Origin of the sequence: Streptomyces sp. NPDC005866 (genome assembly GCF_040629895.1) — a bacterium.
Taxonomy (GTDB): domain Bacteria; phylum Actinomycetota; class Actinomycetes; order Streptomycetales; family Streptomycetaceae; genus Streptomyces.
Map to the genome: position 1 here is coordinate 111,904 of NZ_JBEXWP010000011.1, position 22,130 is coordinate 134,033.

Consider the following 22,130-nt stretch of genomic DNA (forward strand, 5'->3'; position numbering starts at 1 on the left):
TGTATCAGCCGCGCAGCTGCTGGTACGCGGGGAGCGTCAGGAAGTCCGCGTAGTCGTCGTCGAGGGAGACGGTGAGCAGCAGGTCGTGGGCCTGCTGCCAGTGGCCGGCCGCGAAGGCCTGCTCGCCGATCTCCGCGCGGATGCCGTCGAGTTCCTCGGCGGCGATCTTTCGGGCCAGCTCCGGCGTGGCCTTCTCGCCGTTCTCGAACTCGACGCCCGCGTTGATCCACTGCCAGATCTGCGAGCGGGAGATCTCGGCGGTGGCCGCGTCCTCCATGAGGTTGAAGATGGCCACCGCGCCGAGACCGCGCAGCCAGGCCTCGATGTAACGGATGCCCACCTGGACGGCGTTGACCAGACCGGCGTAGGTCGGCTTGGCGTCCAGCGAGTCGATCGCGAGCAGGTCGGCGGCCTCTACATGGACGTCCTCGCGCAGCCGGTCCTTCTGGTTCGGCTTGTCGCCGAGCACCCGGTCGAAGGACTCCATGGCGATCGGGACCAGGTCGGGGTGGGCGACCCAGGAGCCGTCGAAACCGTCGTTCGCCTCGCGGTCCTTGTCGGCGCGGACCTTCTCGAAGGCCACCTTGTTGACCTCGGGGTCCCGGCGGGACGGGATGAAGGCCGCCATGCCGCCGATCGCGTGCGCACCGCGCTTGTGGCAGGTGCGGACGAGGAGTTCGGTGTACGCCCGCATGAACGGGGCCGTCATCGTGACCGCGTTGCGGTCCGGGAGGACGAACTTGGCGCCGCCGTCACGGAAGTTCTTGACGATGGAGAACAGGTAGTCCCAGCGGCCGGCGTTCAACCCCGAGGCGTGGTCACGGAGTTCGTAGAGGATCTCCTCCATCTCGTACGCGGCCGTGATCGTCTCGATCAGCACGGTGGCACGGACGGTGCCCTGCGGGACGCCGACGTAGTCCTGCGCGAAGACGAACACGTCGTTCCAGAGCCGGGCTTCGAGGTGCGACTCCGTCTTCGGCAGATAGAAGTACGGACCCTTGCCGAGGTCGAGCAGCCGCTGCGCGTTGTGGAAGAAGTAGAGCCCGAAGTCGACGAGGGCGCCCGGCACCTGCTCGCCGTCGACCTCGATGTGCCGCTCGTTCAGGTGCCAGCCCCGCGGCCGCATCACGACCGTCGCCAGCTCCTCGTTCGGGCGCAGGGCGTACGACTTCCCTGAGCCGGAGTCCGTGAAGTCGATGTTCCGCGTGTAGGCGTCGATCAGGTTCAGCTGGCCCAGGACGACGTTCTCCCAGGTCGGCGCTGAGGCGTCCTCGAAGTCGGCGAGCCAGACCCTGGCACCCGAGTTGAGGGCGTTGATGGTCATCTTGCGGTCGGTGGGCCCGGTGATCTCGACGCGGCGGTCGTTGAGCGCCTCGGGAGAGGGGGCCACCTGCCAGGAGTCGTCCGCGCGGATCGCGGCGGTCTCCGGGAGGAAGTCGAGCGTGGAGGTGCGGGCGATCTCGGCGCGGCGCTCGGCCCGGCGGGCAAGGAGTTCGGCACGGCGCGGCGAGAACCGCCGGTGCAGCTCGGCGACGAAGGCGAGCGCCGCGTCGGTGAGCACCTCCTCCTGCCGGGGCAGGGGCTCGGCGTCGACGATGGCCAGCGGAGACGGCGCTGGTGCGGACATGAGCTGTCACTTCCTTCAGCGGTGGCACCGGGTGCCAGTCGTTCCGGGTAGAGCGAAGCACACCCGATCAGGGGCCGGGCGCTTCTGAACAGTGGATACTAGTTTCCTCATCGTGGAAGTTCAATGGTTTGTTGATATCGAGATTCTCTGAGTCGAGCAAAGGCGGCGCTCAGTGCCATCCCCTTCACTCAAGGTGGACCAGATCGGCTTCGGTGTCGATGTCGAACGGCTCGGCCACATCCCCGCACTCGACGAGCGCGATGGCCCCCTCATGGGCCTTCAGATAGGCACGGGCGCCCCGGTCCCCGGTCGCGCTCGCGGCGATCCCCGCCCAGTGCCGGGCGCCGAACAGCACGGGATGCCCGCGCACCCCGTCGTAGGTGGCCGCGACCAGCGAGTCCTCGTCCCGGTACCCGCCACGCACCCGGCCCACGGCCTCGCTCCCGATCCCCGGCTGGTCCACCAGCGACACCAGCGCGGCCCGCACGCCCGCCCCGGCGAGCGCGGCCAGCCCCACCCGCAGCGAGGACCCCATGCCGTCGGCCCAGTCCGGGTTCTCCACGACCACACAGCCGCTCAGCTCGGCCCGCTCCCGCACGTCGTCCGCACGGGCCCCCAGAACCACGTGCACCGGCCCACAGCCGCCCGCGCGCAACACCCCGACCGCGTACTCCACCAGCGGCCGCCCGCGATGCGTGAGCAGCGCCTTGGGCCGCCCGCCGAGCCGTCTGCCACCGCCGGCGGCGAGCAGCAGCCCGGCGATCTGGTCATGTGTGTCCGTCATGCGTCCTGCATACCCGACGCCGGGGCGGGCGGCCGGTTCCGCGGGGCTGAATTTCGGTCCACGCTGTAGCGCCCCCCGCACGGGAGGGCGTTTACTGACCCGCGTCCCCGGGCGCCCGACCGTCGTCGCGGGGGTATCGGGTGAGGGGGCGGAGAGCTGTGTTGCGGAGCTTGGGACAGAGACCAGTGACCGGCAGAGACGAGGATCCGAGGGTTACGGAACTGCGAACGGCGGTCTCCCGGCTGCGCCGCGAACTGGCCGCACATCCGGCCGAGTTCACGGACCGCGCGATAGCCGAGGACGAGCTGGCGGCCCTGGCGGCGATGGCGACGGGCGGCATGCCGGAGATCCCGCGCCTGCGCCGCTCCCTGTTACTGATCGCGGGAGCGATCGGTTCCGTGAGCGCGCTGTCGCGCGGCCTGTCGGACGTACGCGAGGCAGTGGACCTGTTCGGGGAATCGCCGAGAGGGTAGAGGCCTACGGCGCCTCCGAGAGGGCAGAAGCCCACGGCGCGCCTAGACCCCCGAACTCACCAACGCCTGGGACAGCTCGACGGCCACCTGCTGCAACACGGGCACGATCTTCTCCGTCGCCGCCTCGGTGACCCGCCCCGCAGGACCGGAGATCGAAATGGCCGCGGCGGTCGGCGAGTCCGGGACGGACACCGCGAGGCACCGCACCCCGACCTCCTGCTCGTTGTCGTCGAGGGCGTACCCCAGCTGCCGTACCTCCTCCAGGGCGTTCAGGAAGCCGTCCGCAGTGGTGATCGTCTTCTCCGTGGCCGCCGGCATCCCGGTCCGCGCCAGCAACGCCCGGACCTCGGCGTCCGGCACATTCGCCAGCAGGGCTTTCCCCACCCCCGTGGAGTGCGGCAACACCCGCCGGCCCACCTCGGTGAACATCCTCATCGAGTGCTTCGACGGCACCTGCGCCACGTACACGATCTCGTCCCCGTCGAGCAGCGCCATGTTCGCCGTCTCGCCGGTCTCCTCGACCAGCCGTGCGAGGTACGGTCGCGCCCAGGTGCCCAGCAGCCGGGCCGCCGACTCGCCGAGCCGGATCAGCCGGGGCCCGAGCGCGTAGCGCCGGTTGGCCTGCTGGCGTACATAGCCGCAGGCGACCAGCGTGCGCATCAGCCGGTGGATCGTCGGCAACGGCAGCCCGCTGCTCGCGGACAGCTCGCTGAGGCCGACCTCGCCGCCCGCGTCCGCCATCCGCTCCAGCAGATCGAAGGCGCGCTCGAGCGACTGGACCCCGCCGCCGTTGGACTTGGCGGAGCCGGTGGAGCTGGCGCTGGACGTCGGCACGGCGCGTTCCTTTCGGGGCTGCCTTTCGGACCGGGCAGAAGGGCAGAAGCGTACCCGGCAGTCGGTTGACTCCCTGGCTTGTACGTAGCTACGTTCTGCTTGCCGGAATTGTAATTCCACGTTGTGGAAACGTCCAGAGTGTGCGCCCCTGAGGTCCTGAAAAGCAGTGTGCCCTTGACGGCGCGAGGGTGGGAGTGAAGACTCCTTCAACAGAACGTTGAATTCCGTTACGTGGGTGTAAATCCCGTTTCCTGGAAGTAAAACGGCGGCAGAGAGAGGGGTCCGGGTGTCCGACGCTGAACTGGTGCTGCGCTCGACACGCGTCATCACCCCGGAGGGGACACGGGCCGCCTCGGTCGCCGTGTCCGCCGGGACGATCACGGCCGTACTGCCGTACGACGCCCCCGTCCCGGAGGGCGCCCGCCTGGAGGACTTCGGCGACGACGTGCTGCTGCCCGGCCTGGTCGACACCCATGTGCATGTGAACGACCCGGGCCGCACCGAGTGGGAGGGCTTCTGGACCGCCACGCGCGCGGCCGCGGCCGGCGGCATCACCACGCTCGTCGACATGCCGCTCAACTCCCTGCCGCCGACCACCACGGCCGACAACCTCCGCGTCAAGCAGGAGGTCGCGGCCGACAAGGCGCACATGGACGTCGGCTTCTGGGGCGGCGCGCTGCCCGACAACGTCAAGGACCTGCGCCCGCTGCACGACGCCGGGGTCTTCGGTTTCAAGGCGTTCCTCTCGCCGTCCGGGGTGGACGAGTTCCCGCATCTCGACCGGGAGCAGCTCGCCCTCTCCCTGGCGGAGATCACCTCCTTCGGCGGCCTGCTGATCGTGCACGCCGAGGACCCGCACCACCTGGCCGCCGCCCCGCAGCACGGCGGCCCCAGATACGCCGACTTCCTGGCCTCGCGCCCGCGCGACGCGGAGGACACGGCGATCGCCCAGCTGATCGCCCAGGCGAAACGCCTCGACGCGCGCGTGCATGTGCTGCACCTGTCGTCGTCGGACGCGCTGCCGCTGATCGCCGAGGCCAAACGGGACGGCGTACGGGTCACCGTGGAGACCTGCCCGCACTACCTCACCCTCACCGCCGAGGAAGTCCCCGACGGCGCCAGTGAGTTCAAGTGCTGCCCGCCCATCCGCGAGTCGGCCAACCAGGACCTGCTCTGGCAGGCACTGGCCGACGGCACCATCGACTGTGTGGTCACCGACCACTCGCCCTCGACCGCCGATCTGAAGACCGCCGACTTCGCGACCGCGTGGGGCGGCATCTCCGGTCTCCAGCTCAGCCTCCCCGCCGTGTGGACCGAGGCCCGCAGGCGCGGCCACGGCCTGGAGGACGTGGTCCGCTGGATGTCGGCCCGCACGGCCGCGCTCGTCGGCCTCGACGACCGCAAGGGCGCCATCGCGGCCGGCCGGGACGCCGACTTCGCCGTCCTCGCACCCGACGAGACCTTCACCGTGGACCCGGCGGGCCTCCAGCACCGCAACCGCGTCACCGCCTACGCCGGCAAGACCCTGTACGGCGTCGTGAAGTCCACCTGGCTGCGTGGCGAACGCATCGTCGCGGACGGCGTGTTCACCGCCCCGAAGGGACGTCTGCTCACCCGCACCCCCTGACCACCGCACCCCCTGACCACCCACCGCTCCCGCACCCGCAGCGGCCGACAACCGAGAGGAAGACCTTCTTTGACGGCGATCCCGACCTTCACCGGCGACGCGCACCCCTACTCCGGCGGCGACCCGTACGCCGACTACCGCACCGCCGATCTCCCCTTCACCCAGTACGCCAACCTCGCCGACCGGCAGCTCGGCGCCGGGGTCATCGCCGCCAACGACGAGTTCTTCGCCCAGCGCGAGAACCTGCTGGTGTCCGGGCGGGCCGAGTTCGACCCCGAGCACTTCGGCCACAAGGGCAAGATCATGGACGGCTGGGAGACGCGCCGCCGCCGCGGTGTCTCGGCCGAGCACCCCTGGCCGACGGCCGAGGACCACGACTGGGCGCTGGTCCGCCTCGGGGCCCCCGGCGTCGTCCGCGGGATCGTCGTCGACACGGCCCACTTCCGGGGCAACTACCCGCAGGCGGTGTCGGTCGAGGGCACCTCGGTCGCCGGCTCCCCGTCGCCGGCGCAACTCCTCGGCGACGACGTGAAGTGGACGACCCTGGTCCCGCGCACGCCGGTGGGCGGCCACGCGGCGAACGGCTTCGCGGTCTCCCTGGAACAGCGCTTCACCCACCTCCGCGTCAACCAGCACCCCGACGGGGGCATCGCCCGCCTGCGTGTGTACGGCGAGGTCGTGCCGGACCCCGGGTGGCTCGCCGTGCTCGGCACCTTCGACGTGGTCGCCCTGGAGAACGGCGGCCGGGTCGAGGACGCCTCGAACCTCTTCTACTCGCCGGCCACCAACACCATCCAGCCGGGCCGCTCCCGCAAGATGGACGACGGCTGGGAGACGCGCCGCCGCCGCGACCAGGGCAACGACTGGATCCGCTACCGGCTGGTGGCCCAGTCCCAGCTTCGGGCGATCGAGATCGACACGGCGTACCTGAAGGGCAACAGCGCGGGCTGGGCGTCGGTGTCGGTGAAGGATGCCGATGACAACGGCGCCGGCGACTGGCGGGAGATCCTCCCGCGCACCCGTCTCCAGCCGGACACGAACCACCGCTTCGTCCTGGCTGCCCCCGCCGTGGGCACGCACGCGCGCGTGGACATCTTCCCGGACGGGGGAATCTCCCGGCTACGGCTGTACGGCTCGCCGACGGAGACGGGATCAGCGACCCTGACGGCCAGGCACCGCGAACTGTCCTGACCCTGTTCAGGCGACCGAGTCGAGTGGATGGGTGGGCGGGGGGAACCGCTGGGGCGTCGGCTACGTTTTCTTCCTGTGACCCTTCAGCAAGAAATCGTCGGCAACGCCATGCAGATGGCGGTCGTCAACCTGTACCCCGGCCAGACGGTCTACTGCGAGGCCGGCAAGTTCCTGTTCAAGACGACGAACGTGACCATGGAGACCCGGCTGAGCGGCCCGAACAGCGGCGGCCGGCAGCAGGGCGGCGGTGGCGGCATGGGCGGCATGCTGCGCCAGGCCATGGGCACCGCCATGCAGGCGGGCCAGCGCATGCTCGCCGGTGAGTCGCTGGCGTTCCAGTACTTCACCTCCCAGGGCGGCGAGGGCACCGTCGGCTTCGCGGGCGTGCTCCCCGGCGAGATGCGCGCCCTGGAACTCGACGGGACGCGCGCGTGGTTCGCCGAGAAGGACGCCTTCGTCGCGGCCGAGTCCAGCGTCGAATTCGGCATCGCCTTCCAGGGCGGCCGCACCGGCATGAGCGGCGGCGAGGGCTTCATCCTGGAGAAGTTCACCGGCCACGGCACGGTGATCATCGCCGGCGCGGGCAACTTCATCGACCTCAACCCGGCCGACTTCGGCGGCCGTATCGAGGTCGACACGGGCTGTGTGGTCGCCTTCGAAGAGGGCATCCAGTACGGCGTCCAGCGCGTCGGCGGCCTCAACCGCCAGGGCATAATGAACGCCGTCTTCGGCGGCGAGGGCCTCTCCCTGGCCACCCTTGAGGGCAACGGCCGGGTGATCCTGCAGTCCCTCACCATCGAGAGCCTCGCCAACGCCCTGAAGAAGGCCCAGGGCGGCGACAAGCAGGGCCCGACAGGCGGACTGTTCTCGACGCACGAGGGGTGAGGTGGCGTACGGGCGATCGCGACCGATGAGTTGCGGGGCCGCAGGGGTCTGAGCTGGTGACAACGGACCCCACCCCAGGAAGCAGGCACCCCTCATGGGCAAGCTCGTCTCCACCATGTTCGTCACCCTCGACGGCGTCTACCAGGCGCCCGGCGGCCCCGAGGAGGACCCCAGCGGCGGCTTCACCCACGGCGGCTGGAGCCACCCCTACGGCGACGCGGACTTCGGCGGCTTCATCAACGAGGTCTTCGACCGGGTCGGCGCCTTTCTGCTCGGCCGCCGTACGTACGACATCTTCGCCTCGTTCTGGCCGAAGGTCACCGACCCTGCCGACCCGGTCGCGGCCAAGCTCAACGCGCTCCCGAAGTACGTCCCGTCCACGACCCTCACCGCCCCCGGGTGGTCCGGCACCACGGTCCTCGGCGGCGACCTCGCCAAGGAGGTCACGGCCCTCAAGGAGCGCACCGACGGCGAACTCCAGGTGCACGGCAGCGGCGCCCTGGTCCGCTCCCTGCTGGACCTGGCCCTGGTCGACACCCTCCACCTGCTGACGTTCCCGGTCGTGCTGGGCTCCGGCCGACGCTTCTTCCAGGAGGGCGCGGTGCCGACGAAGTTCCGGCATGCCGGCGGCCGGGTCACCGCGGCGGGCGTCTCCATCCAGTCGTACGACCTCGCGGGCCGCCCCGACTACGGCTCGTACATCGCCGACGCGAACGCCTAGCTGCCGACATGGGAACGCCGACCATGGGGGAGCCGCGACCGGCGCGGCAGCGGTTCAGTCTTCGCCCCGGACGATCGTCCCGTCGTCGTCCCCGCGCCGTATCTGCCCCGTCTCGCCGTCGATCGTCGCGCGCACGCAGGTGCGTATCCCCTCTCCGCGCAGACGGCGTGCCCTCGCCCAGCCCGTTTCGGGGCGGCGAACGGTGCTCGGATTTCTGGCTTCCACAGTCACGGCGGTTCATCTTCCTTCTGGTGTCCGGCCCATCGGGGTCCGGTTCGGCATCCTTCATCAAGTCGTAGTGGCCGTTTCCGGGTCCCCCGGTCGACACTGTCGGAAACCCCTGGTCCAGACCACCAGCGGACGCTGTGCGCCGAGGCTCACCGCCTCCCGACGGCCTCTTCCTCCAGCAGCCGTGCCGCCCTCTCCACCCGTGGCGGCAGCGGCCGGCGCCGGGCGAGAGCGGCCGGCAGCCGCACCAGGGCCTCACGCAGGGCGCGCCGAGCGCCGGGCTCGCCCAGGGCGGCGGCGGACGCGAGGCGCATGCTCGCGCGCAGGGCAACCGGCCAGGGACGCCGCAGCCACAGGGTGAGCACCTCGTTGCGCCAGAGCAGGGGGCTGCGCCCGCCGCGGCCCCCCGGGGCGGGGTGGTGACGGGCCGTAAGTGAAGGCTCGTACACGACTCCCCAGCCGGCGGCCGCGAGATCGTAGGCGAGCAGGGACTCCTCGCCCGCGAAGAAGATCAGCGGGTGGAAGCCGCCGGCACCGAGGAAGGCGTCCCGGCGCACCACGGACGCACAGGCCAGGAAACCGAGGACCGGCCGGCCCGGGAGGTCGGGTTCACGGGGCAGCGGCGAGGCGGCGAGCACGGCGTTCAGCGGGTCCTCGGCGCCGTCGGGGCCGACCAGGGTACGGGCGGTCAGCAGGCCCAGCCGGGGATGCCGGTCCAACAGGTCGGCCGCGTGCCGCAGCGCGCCCGGGTCCCACCAGGAGTCGTCGTCGCTGAAGGCCACGTACGGTGTCTCGGCCCGCCGTACGGCGAGGTTGCGGCCCAGTGCCCCGGTGTTCCGCGGCGGCTTGAGGACATGGGTGGCCGCCGGGTGGCGGCGCAGGGCCCGGAGGGCCGAGCTGTCGGAGCCGTTGTCCACGACGACGATCGGGGGCCGCTCCGGCAGGGCGCCGAGGGCGTCCAGGGTGCGCAGCGCGCTGGCCGGGCGGTCGCGGGTGATCACCGCCACCGTGACCCGGCCGTCCGGCTCAGAGACGGGTCGCGACATGGGAGGCTTCTCGCTTTCGAGCCAGCAGGGTCAGGGACGCGGCGGCCGTCTCCGCCACACCGATTCGCAGCAGCTGGGGATCGGGGCGGTCGCCGTGCGGGTCGCCGGGCGGGCCCGGTTTCCACAGCGCGATGTGCCGGTCGGAGCGGGGCGGGCCCCACAGTCGCGGGGACACCGGCCCGAAGAGGGTCACGGACGGGGTCGCGTGCGCCACGGCGAGATGGGCGAGGCCGGTGTCCCCGCTGACCACGAGCGAGGCGTGGGCCACCAGGGCGGACAGCTCCGCGAACGGCAGCCCGCCGCCGAGCACGTCCCCGGCCGGCAGGCCGGAGCGGCGGGCGACCTCCTGGACCAGCTCGTCCTCCTTCGGGCCGCCCGTGACGACGACACGGTGGCCGGCCGCCCGCAGCCCGCGGGCCAGTTCGGCGAACCGCTCGGCCGGCCAGCGCCGGGACACGGACTCCGCGCCGGGATGGACGACCACCACTCGCGGCGCCGGTGAGGACGTCGCCGGTACGGGCAGCCGCAGGTCGTCCGGATCCGCGGCGATGCCGTACGCCGCGAGGAAGTCGCACCACCGCTCGCGTTCGTGTGCGTCCGGCCGCCATACGGGGGGACGTGCCAGGGCGGGATCGGGCTGGGCGTACGCCAGCAGACACCGGGGGGACAGGGCCGCCAGCGCGTCACGGCTCTCCGGTCCGTTGCCGTGCAGGTCGATCGCCACGTCCGGGGGCGGTTCCCGCCGGCCGTCCAGTGCCGGGACGCCCCGGGCCGGTGCCTCGGCCGGGAGGACGCCGTCCACGGCTCCGGTGGCGAGCGCGGCCTCGCCGAGCGCGGCCGGCAGGGCCAGCACCACATGGTGCTCGGGGAAGGCCCGCCGGATGCCCCGCAGCGCGGGCAGCCCCGTCAGCAGGTCGCCGAGGCCCAGCGCGCGCAGCACCAGCAGACGGGGGCGGGCTGCCGGATCGGTCACCGGCGCTCCCTCCCCACGAGACGCGGGCCCGAGGCCGCGCGCCGTGCGAGGTTGGTGGTGGAGCGGCCGTCCAGGTAGGGGAACAGGACCACCTGCCCGCCCCAGCTCTCCACCAGCGACGCCTCCGGCAGCCGGGCCAGCGCGTAGTCGCCGCCCTTGGCCCAGATGTGCGGGCGCAGTTCGGCGAGCAGCCGCTCCGGGGTGTCCTCGTCGAACACGGCGACGGCGTCCACGCACTCCAGCGCCCGCAGCACCCGGATGCGGTCCGCCAGCCGGACGAGCGGCCGGCCGGGGCCCTTGCGCCGGCTCACGGACGCGTCCGAGTTGACGCACACCACCAGGCAGTCGCCGGCCCGGCGGGCGGCCTCCAGCAAGGACACATGGCCGGCGTGCAGCAGATCGAAGCAGCCGCCGGCTGCGACCACCGTCCCGCCCGCCGCCCGGACCCGGGCCGCCATGCCCAGGGCGTCGTCCTCGGCCGTGGGTACCGGCCGTGCTCCCTCCGCCGGGCTCGACAGCGAGCGGACCCCGCCCTCCGCGACATACCGGGTGGCGGCGTGTACGGCGCCCCGCACCGCCCTCTCGGTTAGCTCGCCGTCCGCCAGCAGCCCGGCGGCGGTCGCCGCGAACCGGTCACCGGCACCGCAGGCGTCGCCCTCGGCCGTGACCGGCGACGGCAGCAGCAGCGGGGTCTCCCCGTGCGACAGCAGCGCGCCCCGGCCGCCCAGTGTGACCACCACCGAGGCCGCCCGCCAGGCCCGCACAAGAGCGGCCGCGTCCCGCGCCGCCCACTGGAACGCGGCGGAGCCCCGGGACCCGGCGCCGCCGAGGGCACGGGCCTCGGCGTCGGACGGGCCGGTCGGTCGGCCTGCCGTGCCCTCCTGTGCCGCGCCCTGCGAGGCGGTGGAGCTGCCGGGTTCGGCGTCGGCGAATGCGCCGGCATCGGCGACGGGCCGGCCTCCCGCGCCGTCCTGCGCCGCGTCCTGTGACGCGGTGGAGCCGCCGTGTTCCGCACCGGCGAAGGCGCGGGCGTCGGCGACGGACGGCCTGGTCGGTCGGCCTCCGGCGCCTTCCCGGACCGCGTGCTGCGGCGCGGTGGCGCCGCCGAAGGCACGGGCCTGGGCGACGCGCCGGCTTTCGGCGCCCTCCTGTGCCGCGCCCTGCGGCGCGGTGCCGCCGGAAGCCGTGGCCGCGAAGGAGCGGGCTTCGGACGCGGACGGTGTGGCCAGGCGGACGCCGGGTACCGGTGGCCCGCCGCGCGGATGCGGATCCCAGACGACGGGCACCCGCGCCGCCGCGCCGGCCAGCGCATCCCGCAGCACGTCGGCCGTGCCGCGCCCGTAGTCGGAGACGAGTACGGCACCGGCGTCGGCGATCGCCCGGCACGCCTCGTCCGTCCGGTCCCGGGCCCGGCCGTCGCCGTCGTCCAGGCGCAGCAGCGGCCTGTCCTCGGCGAGGATCCGCGTCTTGCTGGACAGGGCGCCGTCCAGGGGCAGCCGGATCAGCCGCACCCGGTCCCCGAGCAGCCGGACCAGCTCCGCGCTGGCCTCATCGTCCCCCAGCGCGGTGACGAAGGTGACGGACCGGCCGTCGGCGGCGGCCAGCCAGGCCGCGAGTGCGGCACCGCCCGGCCGGCTGGTACGCCGGATGCCGTCGACCACCGGTACGGGCGCGTCGGGCGCCAGACGGTCGGCCCGCCCGCACACGTCGTGGTCGAGCAGCGCGTCCCCGACGACCAGCAAGGGGCTGGCGGCGGTCATACGCGACCCCTCTCCTGCAGGGCGACCGGCCGCCTCTGTGCGACGGCCCGGTCGAAGGACTCGCAGACCATGTGAACCGCCACCAGGTGCAGTTCCTGGACGGTGGCGGATGTCGCGGCGTCCACGCACAGCGCCTCGTCCGCGGCCCCCGCCAGCGGGTTCGGCGCCGGACCGGTCAGCGCCCAGACGGTCATCCCGGCCCGCCGGGCCTGCTCAGCGGCGACCAGCAGATTGGCGCTGGCGCCGCTCGTGGACAGCAGCATCAGCAGATCCCCGGGCCGGCCGTGCGCGGCGACCTGGCGGGCGAAGATCTCCTGCACGCCGTAGTCGTTGGCGATGGCGGTGGTGGAGGACGTGTCGGTGTGCAGGGCGAGCGCGGAGAACGGCGCGCGGTCCTCGCGGTAGCGGCCGACCAGTTCGGCGCTCAGGTGCTGGGCCTGCGCGGCGCTGCCGCCGTTGCCGGCGACGAGCAGCCTGCTGCCGGACCCCAGCCTGCCGGCCAGGAAGGTTCCCCAGCGCCCGGTCAGCGGCGAGGCGTAGGCGCGAAACCCCTCCAGGGCCTTCATGAGGTGGTCGCAGTGCGTGGTGTCGGTGGCGAGCTTCATCGGACGACCCCCGATCGGACGGCCCCCGACAGAGCGGGGACGGCGGAGACCGCGCCGTACACCCGGGTCACCCCGTCGGCCACCCGGTCCCAGGTGTAGTGCGCGAGGACCCGGCGCCGCCCGGCGGCACCGTAACGGCCGAGCCGGACCGGGTCGTCGAGCAGTTCGCGGACGGCGGGGCCCAGGTCGTGGTCCTCGTCGGCCGGCACGTGGACGCCGGTGACGCCGTCCACGACGGTGTCGAGCTGGCCGCCGACGGCGGTGGCCAGCACAGGAGCGCAGCAGGCCATCGCCTCGACCGGGACGATGCCGAACGGCTCGTAGCGGGGCACGGACAGCACGAGGTCCGCGCCGGACATCAGCCGGGGCATCCGCTCCGGGCCGACCCCGCCCAGCAGCGTCACCCGGTCGGCCACGCCGGCCTCCTCGGCGACGGCCCACAGCCGCTCCGCCTCCGGTTCGGCGCCGAGCAGGGCCGGTTCGGGGCCGCCTGCGACCAGCAGTTCGGCGTCGGGGACGTCGGCGAGGGCGCGGATCGCCCGGTCGAAGCCCTTGCGGGGGACGAGCCGGCCGACCGTCAGCAGCCGCCGGGGCGCGCCGGTGGCCCGGCGGGCTCCCGCCACCGGCTTGAACAGCTCGGGGTCCACCCCGCAGGGGACGACATGGATACGGTCCCGCGGCAGCCCCATGGCCACCAGTTCGGACACCTCGTCCGCGCAGGTGGCGATGATGCCGGCGCATGCCCGCCCGACGGCCGTCTCGATCGCGACGCGCTCGGCCGGACTGGTGTCGGCGGCGCCCTGGTAGCGCTTCTTGACGGTGCCGAGCGCGTGGTACGTCTGCACCACGGGCACCCCCGAAGGGCGTGCGCCGGCCACCGCCGCCATCCCCGACATCCAGAAGTGCGCGTGCACCACGTCCGGTGGCTCCACCGCCCAGCGCCGGGCCAGCCAGGCGCCGAACTCCTTCATGCACGGCAGCAGTTCGTCCTTCGGTATGGGAGCCGGTGGTCCGGCGGGCACGTGCACCACGCGCACACCGTCGTGCGTCACGACTTTCTCGGGCAGGTCCGGGTCGTCCCGGCGGGTGTACACGACGACCTCATGACCTCGCAGGGCCAACTGCCGGGCGAGCTGGGCCACATACACGTTCTGGCCGCCCGCGTCGGGGCCGCCCAGCTCGGCCAGCGGGCTGGCGTGCTCGGAGACCATGGCCACGTGGCCGGCCGGGGAATGGCTGAGGGTCATCGGGTTACCTCCTTGATCAGGCGTTCCCAGTCGTCCAGGAAACGCCGTTCTCCGTAGCGGGCCAGTGCCGCGGCCCTGGCGGCCTCCCCGGTGAGCCGGGCGTGGTCGGGGTCGGTGAGGAACCGGCGGACGGCGTCCTCCAGCACCTCGAAGCGGTTGGAGACCACCCCGGCCCCGTCGGGTACGGCCTCCCGCACCTCGGTGGTGTCCAGCGCCACGACGGGCATCCCCAGGAACATCGCCTCCAGCAGGGACAGCCCGAGCGAGGTCCAGCGGATCGGGTGCAGATACAGGCGGCAGCGGGCCATCGCCGGGTGCAGTTCGCCCTGGGGCAGGTCACGGCTGTGGCAGCGGGCCGGGGAGAGACCCAGATGGTCGGCGAGTCCTTGGGTGCGCATGCCGAAGACATCCAGCGGGACCGTGCGCGCGAACGCCGGCAGCAGATCCGTACCGGTCGTACGGCCGCGCCGTACCGGGTCGTTGACGACGACGGCGGCGCGCGGCTCCTCACCCGTCCACAGGTGGCCGGGGTCGATGATGCCGTGCTCGATCACCTCGGTCGGCGCTCGGCCGTTGTCCCACATCAGACGGTTGAAGTGGGTGACGTGCACGAGCGGGATGTCGGTCCGGTCGGCGAGCGGATGCCGGGTGTCGACGGGCGACTCGTGCGGGCTGTTGTGCTCGACGTACACGGCGGGCACGTCCACACCGGGCCGGCGGCCGGTCCACCGCCGGGCCAGCGCGAGTTCGTGCGGCCGTTGCAGCACCATCAGGTCCATGGGCGCATCGCGCAGCTGCTCCGAACTCAACTCCCTTACCGTGGGCGGCCATTGCCAGGTCCGAGCCCGCCCGAGGCCGTCCGGTCCGCGATCCGGGGTCACCGGCACGAGGAAGTCGTACGGTCCCTGGACGAACGAGGTCAGCCATGAGCCGTGCACATGCCAGACCAGGATGTTCATGAGCCCTCCTTGAGCAGCTTCTGTACGGCCGCCACCACGTCGTGCCCGGTGACCTCCTCCAGGCAGGGATGACCCGGTACGGGACACCGCAGGGCCCTGCTGTCCGCGCACGGCGCGTGCTGGTCGCCGAGGAGCACGCACGGCACGCCGTACGGCGCCCATCGCTCCGCCGGGACGACGGGTGCGAAGAGGGACACCACCGGTGTGCCGACGGCGGCGGCCAGATGGGCCGGACCGGTGTTGCCGCACACCACCACCTCGGCCGCGCGCAGCACGCCCGCCAGGGTCCGCGGATCGGTCTTGCCGCCCAGGTCCACTGCCGTGTCACCGGAGACCCGCCGGGTCAGCTCCGTCTCGCCCGGGCCGCCGGTGACGACGATCCGGCGACCCGCGTCGGCGAGCAGTTCGACGGCCTCGGCGCAGCGTTCGGGGCTCCAGGCGCGGGCGGGCGCGCTCGCGCCGGGATGGACGACGACGTACGGGCCCTTGCCGGTCAGCGCGTTGGTGTCGGGAGAAGGCGCGACCCGCAGTCGGCCGTCGTCACCGGGCGGTGGCAGGAACCCCAGGGCGGCCGCCGTGTCGAGCGCGGCCTCGGCCTCGTGCCGGCCGGGCAGCCGCCGGTGCCGTACGTCGAGCACCCGGCCCGGGTGGTCGACGCTGTCGGCGCCGATCCTCGGCACCCCGGCCAGCCGCAGCAGCAGGGCCGTGGGCAGCGGACTCTGATGGAACGAGGTGAGCACCAGCGCGACGTCGAACGCGCCCTCCCGCAGACGCCGTAGCAGACCGTCGACGTCCGCCTCAGGCACCGAGGGCGGATCGAAGCCCTCCCAGGGCGCCGCCCACACGATCACGTCGTCGGCGCCGGGCAGCAGCCGGGCGGCCGGTTCGCCGAGCGGCCCGCACAGCAGCGTCACATGGCGACTGTGCGCGGCGACCGCCCGGACGGCGGGGCCGGCGAGCAGCACGTCACCGAAGCTGTCGAGGCGCACGACCAGTGCCCTCACGGCCGCTCACCCCCGCGGTCCGCGCCGTACCCGGTCCCGGCGAGGACCAGGCGCACCGCCGTCAGCAGGTCGGGAGCGGTGCGGGGCGCTGCCGCCACCTCCTCGGGCAGCGTCACCGCCGTCGGCACCAGCATCCCCCGCGCGCCCGCCGCACGGGCGGCCAGCACGTCGGCGCCGATGTCACCGATCACCACACAGTCGGCCGGTGCCACGCACAGGCGGCGGGCCGCCTCGATCACCAGGCCCGGGCGGGGCTTGCGGCAGTCGCAGCCGGCGGCGGGCTCGTGCGGGCAGTAGACCCAGGTGCCCAGGCCGCCGAGCAGGACGTCCGCCCGTTCGTTGACCCGGCGGACCTGGGCGTCCGTGAGCAGTCCGCGGCCGATGCCCGACTGGTTGCTGACCACCCCGGTGGCGACGCCCTCGGCGCGCAGCAGGTCCAGCGCCCGGCGGGCGCCCGGCAGGGGGCGGACCCGGTCGGGGTCGCCGTTGTAGGGGACGTCCTCGACGAGGGTGCCGTCGCGGTCGAAGAGGACGGCGGCGACGCGGTTCACGGTGTACCCCCGTGCGGCCGGACCCGGCGGTGCCGTACCAGCCCGTCGAGCCAGTGGCGGACCGCCAGGGGCGGGATGAGCACGCTGGTCGCGAGCATGGTGGTGATCTCATGGCCGGTGCGGGGACCGGGCCCGATACGGACCAGGGCGAACTCGGCGGTGCCCAGCGCCCACAGCGCCCCGGCGGCACCGGCGGCGCGGCGCCGCCCGGTCAGCGCGCAGCCGACGGCGGTGAGCGCGGCGGCGGTGACCAGGGTGTGCCCGGGGAGCCGGCCGCGGGGCGCCTCGGCGCGCCGCCACCAGTCGCGGCCGTGCAGCCGGGTCATCAGCACGTCGTCCGCGTTGCCGCGCTGGGCCCGTACCGATACCCAGCGGCCGGCCGGACGGACCGGATGCCGGGTGGTACGCAGGCCCCGGCGCAGCCGCCAGCCCGCGTCGCACACCCGCAGGGCCAGGTCGGCGTCCTCCCGGAAGGCGCGGCGGAACCGCTCGTCGAAGCCCTGTACCTGCGCCAGCGCGGTCGTGCGGTAGGCCATGTCCGCGGTGGCCCAGGCGGCGTGCCGCAGCCCGGCGGTCACCCGTTCCCAGTCGGTCGGTCTGCGGTCCTCGGGCAGCGGGACGGTCAGCATTCCCTGGACGCCGGCCGTGGCCGGGTCGGCCGCCGCGAGGTCGCGGGCGAGGAGCCGGGACCAGTCCGGCAGCACCTGCACGTCGTCGTCCAGGAAGACGGTCCAGGGCGTGGCGACGGTACGCCAGCCGGCGTTGCGGGCGGCGGCCGGGCCGAGGCCGCCGGTGCGCAGGGTGCGGACCCGGTCGCGCAGGACCCCGGCCGCGTCCAGCGGCAGCTCCCCGGCACCGTCCGGGCGGTCGTCGACCACGACGACCTCCTCGGGCGGACGGCCGTCCGACACGGCGAGCGCCCGCAGGCAGTCGGCGAGACAGGGCCGCCCGATCGTGGGGATCACGACGGAGTAGGACCCTTCGGTCGCGGTGTTCGTCATGCGAACACCTGCTTCCGGCGGACCGCGAACGGGCCGAGCGCCAGCAGGTCCACCGGCGCCGACCCGAAGCACTCCAGGGCGTCCCTGGGGTCGTCGACCATCGGCCGACCGGCCGTGTTGAGGCTGGTGTTGACCACCACGGGCAGCCCGGTCCGGCGTTCGAAGCGCTCGATCATCCGGGCGACCAGCGGCTCGTCCGCCCGGTCCACGGTCTGGATCCTGGCCGTGCCGTCCACGTGCACCACGGCGGGGATCCGCTCCCGCCACCCGGCGGCGACCTCGTGCACGAACAGCATGTAGGGGCTGGGCAGCGGCCCGTCGAAGAGTTCCGCGGCCCGCTCCGCCAGCACCATCGGGGCGACCGGACGGAACTCCTCCCGCCCCTTGACGGCGTTGAGGCGCTCCAGGTTCTCCGCGCGCCCGGGATGTGCCAGCAGCGAGCGGTGCCCCAGCGCCCGCGGACCGTACTCGCTGCGCCCCTGGAACCAGGCCACTACGCCGTCCCCGGCCAGCTCCTCGGCCACGGTCTCGGCGATGTCGTCGGGCTCCTCGTACGGTACGGCCGCCCGCTCCAGCCAGGCCCGCAGTTCGTCGTCGCTCCAGCCACGGCCCAGCGCGGCCGTCGGCATGGCCTGCACCGCCTCCTTGGCTTGGGCGAGATGCAGGGCCGCGCCGAGCGCGGTGCCCGCGTCGCCTGCGGCCGGCTGCACCCAGATGCGGTCGAACGGCCCCTCCCGGTGCAGCCGGGTGTTGGCGACGCAGTTGAGCGCCACCCCGCCCGCGAGGGTCAGCACCTCCTCACCGGTACGGTCGTGCAGCCACCGCACCAGGCCCAGCAGGACCTCCTCCAGACACGCCTGGGCGCTCGCGGCGGCGTCGGCGTGGTCCTGCGTCCAGGCGGCGCCGGGCGCCCGGGCCGGCACCAGGGACGACCAGGGGACGGGCCGGGCGGCGAAGCCGCCGTGACCGTCCAGGCGCACATGCTCGCGCAACTGGTCGAGGAAGCGCGGTGTGCCGTAGGAGGCCAGCGCCATCACCTTGAACTCGTCGCTGCTGCGCAGGAATCCGAGATGCTGGGTGAGGTCCTCGTAGAACAGGCCCAGCGAGTCGGGCAGTGACTGGGTGCCCAGGACGATGAGTTCGCGGTTCGCGTACCGGCCGGCGAGATGGGAGCCGCACTCGCCCCGGCCGTCAAGGACCAGGACCGCGCAGTCGGGGTACGGCGACGCCTGGCCCGCCGAGGCGGCATGGGCGACATGGTGCGGCACGAAGCGGACCTTGGCCGGGTCGAGGCCGGGCAGGGCCTCGGCGAGGAACTCCGGGGCCCGGCGCGCGTACTCCTGGCGAAGGTGGTCCCAGGGGTCGTTCAGGCCCAACTGGTCTGCGGGACGGGCGAGTTCCGGGTCGTACGAATAGGCGACCGCGTCCAGGTCGGACGGGGCGAGGCCGGCCTGGTCCAGACACCAGCGGGCGGAGAGCTCGGGCAGTTCCCAGGCCGAGAAGGGGATGGGCCGCTTGCCGTGTTTGCGCCGGCTGAAGCGCTCCTCCTCGGCCGCGGCGACGATTCTGCCGTCCATCACGAGGGCGGCGGCGGGGTCGTGGAAGAGGGCGTTGATTCCCAGGACGCGCATATGCGGTGCCTCCGTGACGGCGAAGTGGCTCAACTGGCCTGCGGGGCCGGCTCCCTGGCCGGCCGGGCCGCGGCGAAGTAGGCGATGGTCTGCTTGATGCCCTCTTCCCAGGGCACCTTGGGCTCCCAGCCCAGGAGTTCGCGGGCCAGACCCGTGTCCGGGCGACGCCGCTGGGGGTCGTCGACGGGACGGTCGACGAACTCGATCCGCGACGACGACCCCGTGAGCTCCACCACCCGGCGGGCGATGTCACCGACCGTGACCTCGTCGGTGCCGCCGATGTTCACGGGCCGCACCGAATGGCTCCCGGCCACCGACAGCACCCCGTCGACCGTGTCGTCCACGTAGCACAGCGAGCGGGTCTGACGGCCGTCCCCGGCGACCGTCAGCGGCTCGCCGGCCAGCGCCTGGCAGACGAACGTGGGGACGGCACGGCCGTCGTGCGCCCGCATCCGCGGCCCGTACGTGTTGAACAGGCGCACGATCCCCGCGTCCGCCTCCCGGGTCCGCACATGGGCGGTGACCAGCGCCTCAGCGAAGCGTTTGGACTCGTCGTACACACTGCGCGGGCCCACCGGGTTGACGTTGCCCCAGTAGTCCTCGCGTTGCGGATGCACCAGGGGATCGCCGTACACCTCGGACGTCGAGGCCAGCAGGAACCGTGCCCCGTCCCGTTCGGCCACGGCCAGCAGGGCGCGGGTCCCCAGACTGCCGGCGTCCAGCGTCTCCAGCGGAAGCCTCAGATAGTCCGCCGGGGACGCACAGCACGCGAAGTGCAGCACCAGGTCGTAAGGGCCGGTCAGCATGTCGTGACACTCGGGCGACGAGACATCGCACTCGACGAAGCGGAAGCCGGGGCGGCCTTCGAGATGGGCTACGTTCTCGCGCGAACCGGACAGCAGGTTGTCCACGCAGTCGACTTCGACACCTGAATCCAGCAGCCGCTCACAAAGGTGGCTGCCGATGAAGCCGGCACCGCCGGTCACCGCGGCGCGGCGCCAGGGTTCGCGGGGGTTGACACCAGTCATGGGACTCCTTCAGTCGCACGCGTGCGCGCCGGAGACGCGAAGTGATACGGGCCGCGGGAGACCTGGTGGAGAAGGTGCGCAACACATCACAAGGTCGGGGGCGATCGGCAGGAACCGTCCTGGCTCGTTCTCCCGTCGGCAGTGGCACGGGTTCCCGTACGAGTAGGTTTCACCCACTGAAGGCTAGTTTGTGTCGGTATCCGCAGGTGTGCGACTCGGGGCCGGATCGGGACCGTGTGAGCAACCACACTCGTCACGCCAAGCGGTAGGGCGGTCACGGAAGTTGGCCCCACGAGACCGGGGCCGCGACGGCCGTCGGACGCCGCCTTGCCCGCGTGGTCTGCCACGATGGTCCGTACCGTGACCGACAAAGTGGAGCGGCCGCGCAGCGCAGCCGGCGTTCCTCGGTTCCGCCGTGCTCCCCGACCGCCCCTCGCCCCGGGTGCCGCTCTGTGTCTTCCGCAATCCCTTCCGCCACGGGAGCCTCGCGCTCTCCGTGGCGTTCCCTGAAGTACCGCAGCATGCGCTGGTGGTCCCTCGCGAACCTTGTGTCGAACGTCGGCACCTGGATGCAGCTGACCGTGCAGAACCTGCTGGTGCTCCAGATCACCGGATCCGCCGCCGCCACCGGCCTGTCCATGTCAGTCCAGGCTGCCCCCGGCCTCCTCATGAGTCTGGCGGGCGGGGCCGCCGTGGATCGCTGGCCGCGCAGGCTCACGGCCGCCGTCAGCCAACTCCTGCTGGGCGCGGTCGCCCTCGCGACGGCCGTGCTGGTGGCCCTGGGCCGGCTCGACATGACGTCGCTGCTCGTGCTGTCCGCCGTGACCGGCACCATCGCCACCGTCGACGCGCCGGCCTGCGCCCTGCTGGGCAACGACCTCGTTCCGCCGCGGGACGTGCCCTCCGCGATCGGGGTGGGCGCGCTGGTGCACAGCGCCGGGCGGCTCGCGGGCACCGCGTTGGCGGGGGTGACGGTGGCCCTCCTCGGCACGGCCGCCGCGTACGCGGCCAACGCGCTGTCTTTCCTGTTCGTGGCGTCGGTGGTGCCGTTCCTGCGTCCGGCGCCGGGAGCGGCCGTAGCCCACACCGGGACAGGCGGCCGGCAGGCGGCACCGCAGGGCGGGATGACCGTGCGCGAGGGACTGGCCTTCTTCGTAGGCCGGCCTCGCCTGCTCGCGCTCGCGGCGATCACCGGGATCAGCGCCATGTTCGGCCGCAACTACGGCCTGACCCTCGCCGTGCTGGTGACCGGGCCGCTTGCGGGCGGCGCCGGGTCCTTCGGCACGGTCTCCACGGTTCTGGCCGTCGGCGGCATCCTGGGAGCCGTCGTCGGCGCCCGGCTGGGCCGGCCTTCGGTGCGGCTCGTGGGCGTGCTGGCCGGCGTGGGCGGGCTGCTCCAGGTGGTGGCGGGGCTGTCCCCGTCGCTCGCGGTGCTGCTGGTGCTGGTGCTGCCCATGGCGGTGGTCGAGTCCGTGTCGGACACCGCGGGGACAGCGGTTCTGCAAACCGACCCGCCCGCTCATCTGCGGGGACGAGTCCTCGGTGTGTGGACCGGCCTTGGCACGGTATGGGGCCTGGCCGGTCCGCCGGCGCTGGGTCTGCTCATGGAGCTGGCCGGTGCCCGCGGCGCCTTGGTGACCGGCGGACTGCTGGTCGCCGGCGTGGTCGGCGCGGGCCTCGTCCTCCGCGGACGCCGTGCCCCCACCCCGGTGCCCCTGCCGGCCAAGCCGGGCGACCTCACGGCGCGCGAGGCGTTGAGCACGGCGGCCTGACTGCTGGACGAGGCCGCGCCAAGCCGCAGGCCTCCTGGGGCGCTCACCGACTGCCTCGCCCCGCGGCCGAGATGTGGGGGGACGCGGGGCGAGGAGCTCGGTGTCGAACAGAGTGGCGACCCCGAGCTGGAGGCCGGTCTGAGCGCGGACCAGGCCTCCAGCCGGTCACGCCGGCGGACTGCC

At 73.2% G+C, this 22,130-nt stretch carries 20 protein-coding genes; 6 read left to right on the forward strand and 14 right to left on the reverse strand.

Going from position 1 to position 22,130, the window contains the following annotated elements; all coding sequences use genetic code 11:
- Nucleotides 1-4: 4 nt before the first annotated feature.
- Nucleotides 5-1,627 (reverse strand): malate synthase A, encoded by a 1,623-nt coding sequence (gene aceB / locus ABZ396_RS18415; protein ID WP_358924861.1) that lies wholly within the window; start codon nt 1,625-1,627, stop codon nt 5-7.
- Nucleotides 1,628-1,811: 184 nt separating this feature from the next.
- A complete protein-coding gene (locus ABZ396_RS18420) occupies nt 1,812-2,411 on the reverse strand; it encodes a nucleotidyltransferase family protein (RefSeq protein ID WP_358924863.1) in 600 nt (199 codons plus the stop codon).
- Nucleotides 2,412-2,569: 158 nt separating this feature from the next.
- Here ABZ396_RS18420 and ABZ396_RS18425 point away from each other — a divergent pair, with 158 nt between their 5' ends.
- Nucleotides 2,570-2,884: a DUF5955 family protein gene (locus tag ABZ396_RS18425; RefSeq protein WP_358924865.1), complete on the forward strand. Its 315-nt coding sequence runs from the start codon at nt 2,570-2,572 to the stop codon at nt 2,882-2,884.
- Nucleotides 2,885-2,926: 42 nt separating this feature from the next.
- Here the strand turns inward: ABZ396_RS18425 and ABZ396_RS18430 are convergent, their stop codons facing one another.
- The gene (locus ABZ396_RS18430) at nt 2,927-3,718 is read right to left on the reverse strand and encodes an IclR family transcriptional regulator (RefSeq protein ID WP_358924867.1); all 792 of its coding nucleotides are present in this window, start codon (nt 3,716-3,718) and stop codon (nt 2,927-2,929) included.
- Nucleotides 3,719-4,004: 286 nt separating this feature from the next.
- On the opposite strand from ABZ396_RS18430, the gene allB reads away from it, so the two are divergent.
- The 4 genes from allB (at nt 4,005) to ABZ396_RS18450 (ending at nt 8,142) form a co-directional block, all read left to right on the forward strand.
- Nucleotides 4,005-5,345 carry an allantoinase AllB gene (gene allB, locus ABZ396_RS18435; protein WP_358924869.1) on the forward strand — a complete coding sequence of 447 codons (1,341 nt, stop codon included), beginning with the start codon at nt 4,005-4,007 and terminating at the stop codon, nt 5,343-5,345.
- A gap of 69 nt (nt 5,346-5,414) precedes the next feature.
- On the forward strand, nt 5,415-6,536 hold the full coding sequence (gene alc, locus ABZ396_RS18440) for an allantoicase (RefSeq protein ID WP_358924871.1): 1,122 nt from the start codon (nt 5,415-5,417) through the stop codon (nt 6,534-6,536).
- Nucleotides 6,537-6,611: 75 nt separating this feature from the next.
- A complete protein-coding gene (locus ABZ396_RS18445) occupies nt 6,612-7,421 on the forward strand; it encodes an AIM24 family protein (protein WP_358924873.1) in 810 nt (269 codons plus the stop codon).
- A 94-nt stretch (nt 7,422-7,515) separates the two neighbouring features.
- On the forward strand, nt 7,516-8,142 hold the full coding sequence (locus ABZ396_RS18450; RefSeq protein WP_358924875.1) for a dihydrofolate reductase family protein: 627 nt from the start codon (nt 7,516-7,518) through the stop codon (nt 8,140-8,142).
- A gap of 377 nt (nt 8,143-8,519) precedes the next feature.
- Here the strand turns inward: ABZ396_RS18450 and ABZ396_RS18455 are convergent, their stop codons facing one another.
- From ABZ396_RS18455 to ABZ396_RS18505, 11 genes are read right to left on the reverse strand one after another with little or no spacing between them, the layout of a single operon-like run.
- Nucleotides 8,520-9,416, reverse strand: coding sequence for a glycosyltransferase (locus tag ABZ396_RS18455; protein WP_358924877.1), 897 nt, complete (start codon nt 9,414-9,416; stop codon nt 8,520-8,522).
- Entirely contained in the window at nt 9,397-10,389 is a 993-nt protein-coding gene (locus tag ABZ396_RS18460; protein ID WP_358924879.1) for a glycosyltransferase family 9 protein, read from the reverse strand. Before ABZ396_RS18460 ends, ABZ396_RS18455 begins: the two co-directional genes overlap by 20 nt.
- Nucleotides 10,386-12,149, reverse strand: coding sequence for a D-glycero-beta-D-manno-heptose 1-phosphate adenylyltransferase (gene rfaE2 / locus ABZ396_RS18465; RefSeq protein WP_359185016.1), 1,764 nt, complete (start codon nt 12,147-12,149; stop codon nt 10,386-10,388). The genes ABZ396_RS18460 and rfaE2 overlap by 4 nt, the downstream gene beginning before the upstream one ends.
- A complete protein-coding gene (locus ABZ396_RS18470; RefSeq protein ID WP_358926580.1) occupies nt 12,146-12,754 on the reverse strand; it encodes an SIS domain-containing protein in 609 nt (202 codons plus the stop codon). Before ABZ396_RS18470 ends, rfaE2 begins: the two co-directional genes overlap by 4 nt.
- Nucleotides 12,751-14,001: a glycosyltransferase gene (locus ABZ396_RS18475; RefSeq protein ID WP_358926581.1), complete on the reverse strand. Its 1,251-nt coding sequence runs from the start codon at nt 13,999-14,001 to the stop codon at nt 12,751-12,753. Before ABZ396_RS18475 ends, ABZ396_RS18470 begins: the two co-directional genes overlap by 4 nt.
- Nucleotides 13,998-14,960, reverse strand: coding sequence for a glycosyltransferase (locus ABZ396_RS18480; protein ID WP_358926582.1), 963 nt, complete (start codon nt 14,958-14,960; stop codon nt 13,998-14,000). The genes ABZ396_RS18475 and ABZ396_RS18480 overlap by 4 nt, the downstream gene beginning before the upstream one ends.
- The gene (locus ABZ396_RS18485; protein ID WP_358926583.1) at nt 14,957-15,964 is read right to left on the reverse strand and encodes a glycosyltransferase family 9 protein; all 1,008 of its coding nucleotides are present in this window, start codon (nt 15,962-15,964) and stop codon (nt 14,957-14,959) included. The genes ABZ396_RS18480 and ABZ396_RS18485 overlap by 4 nt, the downstream gene beginning before the upstream one ends.
- The gene (locus ABZ396_RS18490; protein WP_358926584.1) at nt 15,961-16,515 is read right to left on the reverse strand and encodes an HAD family hydrolase; all 555 of its coding nucleotides are present in this window, start codon (nt 16,513-16,515) and stop codon (nt 15,961-15,963) included. The genes ABZ396_RS18485 and ABZ396_RS18490 overlap by 4 nt, the downstream gene beginning before the upstream one ends.
- On the reverse strand, nt 16,512-17,516 hold the full coding sequence (locus tag ABZ396_RS18495; protein ID WP_358926585.1) for a glycosyltransferase: 1,005 nt from the start codon (nt 17,514-17,516) through the stop codon (nt 16,512-16,514). The genes ABZ396_RS18490 and ABZ396_RS18495 overlap by 4 nt, the downstream gene beginning before the upstream one ends.
- A complete protein-coding gene (locus ABZ396_RS18500) occupies nt 17,513-19,147 on the reverse strand; it encodes a carbamoyltransferase C-terminal domain-containing protein (RefSeq protein ID WP_358926586.1) in 1,635 nt (544 codons plus the stop codon). The genes ABZ396_RS18495 and ABZ396_RS18500 overlap by 4 nt, the downstream gene beginning before the upstream one ends.
- Before the next feature lie 29 nt (nt 19,148-19,176).
- Nucleotides 19,177-20,175, reverse strand: coding sequence for an NAD-dependent epimerase/dehydratase family protein (locus ABZ396_RS18505; RefSeq protein WP_358926587.1), 999 nt, complete (start codon nt 20,173-20,175; stop codon nt 19,177-19,179).
- 464 nt (nt 20,176-20,639) lie between these two features.
- Between ABZ396_RS18505 and ABZ396_RS18510 the strand changes: the two genes are divergently transcribed.
- Nucleotides 20,640-21,947: an MFS transporter gene (locus ABZ396_RS18510; protein WP_358926599.1), complete on the forward strand. Its 1,308-nt coding sequence runs from the start codon at nt 20,640-20,642 to the stop codon at nt 21,945-21,947.
- Nucleotides 21,948-22,130 lie beyond the last annotated feature (183 nt).

Coding starts and splice junctions, on each gene's coding strand:
- aceB (WP_358924861.1), bottom strand. CDS start 1,627: ATGTCCGCACCAGCGCCGTCTCCGCTGGCCATCGTCGACGCCGAGCCC.
- ABZ396_RS18420 (WP_358924863.1), bottom strand. CDS start 2,411: ATGACGGACACACATGACCAGATCGCCGGGCTGCTGCTCGCCGCCGGC.
- ABZ396_RS18450 (WP_358924875.1), top strand. CDS start 7,516: ATGGGCAAGCTCGTCTCCACCATGTTCGTCACCCTCGACGGCGTCTAC.
- ABZ396_RS18455 (WP_358924877.1), bottom strand. CDS start 9,416: ATGTCGCGACCCGTCTCTGAGCCGGACGGCCGGGTCACGGTGGCGGTG.
- rfaE2 (WP_359185016.1), bottom strand. CDS start 12,149: ATGACCGCCGCCAGCCCCTTGCTGGTCGTCGGGGACGCGCTGCTCGAC.
- ABZ396_RS18470 (WP_358926580.1), bottom strand. CDS start 12,754: ATGAAGCTCGCCACCGACACCACGCACTGCGACCACCTCATGAAGGCC.
- ABZ396_RS18475 (WP_358926581.1), bottom strand. CDS start 14,001: ATGACCCTCAGCCATTCCCCGGCCGGCCACGTGGCCATGGTCTCCGAG.
- ABZ396_RS18480 (WP_358926582.1), bottom strand. CDS start 14,960: ATGAACATCCTGGTCTGGCATGTGCACGGCTCATGGCTGACCTCGTTC.
- ABZ396_RS18495 (WP_358926585.1), bottom strand. CDS start 17,516: ATGACGAACACCGCGACCGAAGGGTCCTACTCCGTCGTGATCCCCACG.
- ABZ396_RS18500 (WP_358926586.1), bottom strand. CDS start 19,147: ATGCGCGTCCTGGGAATCAACGCCCTCTTCCACGACCCCGCCGCCGCC.
- ABZ396_RS18505 (WP_358926587.1), bottom strand. CDS start 20,175: ATGACTGGTGTCAACCCCCGCGAACCCTGGCGCCGCGCCGCGGTGACC.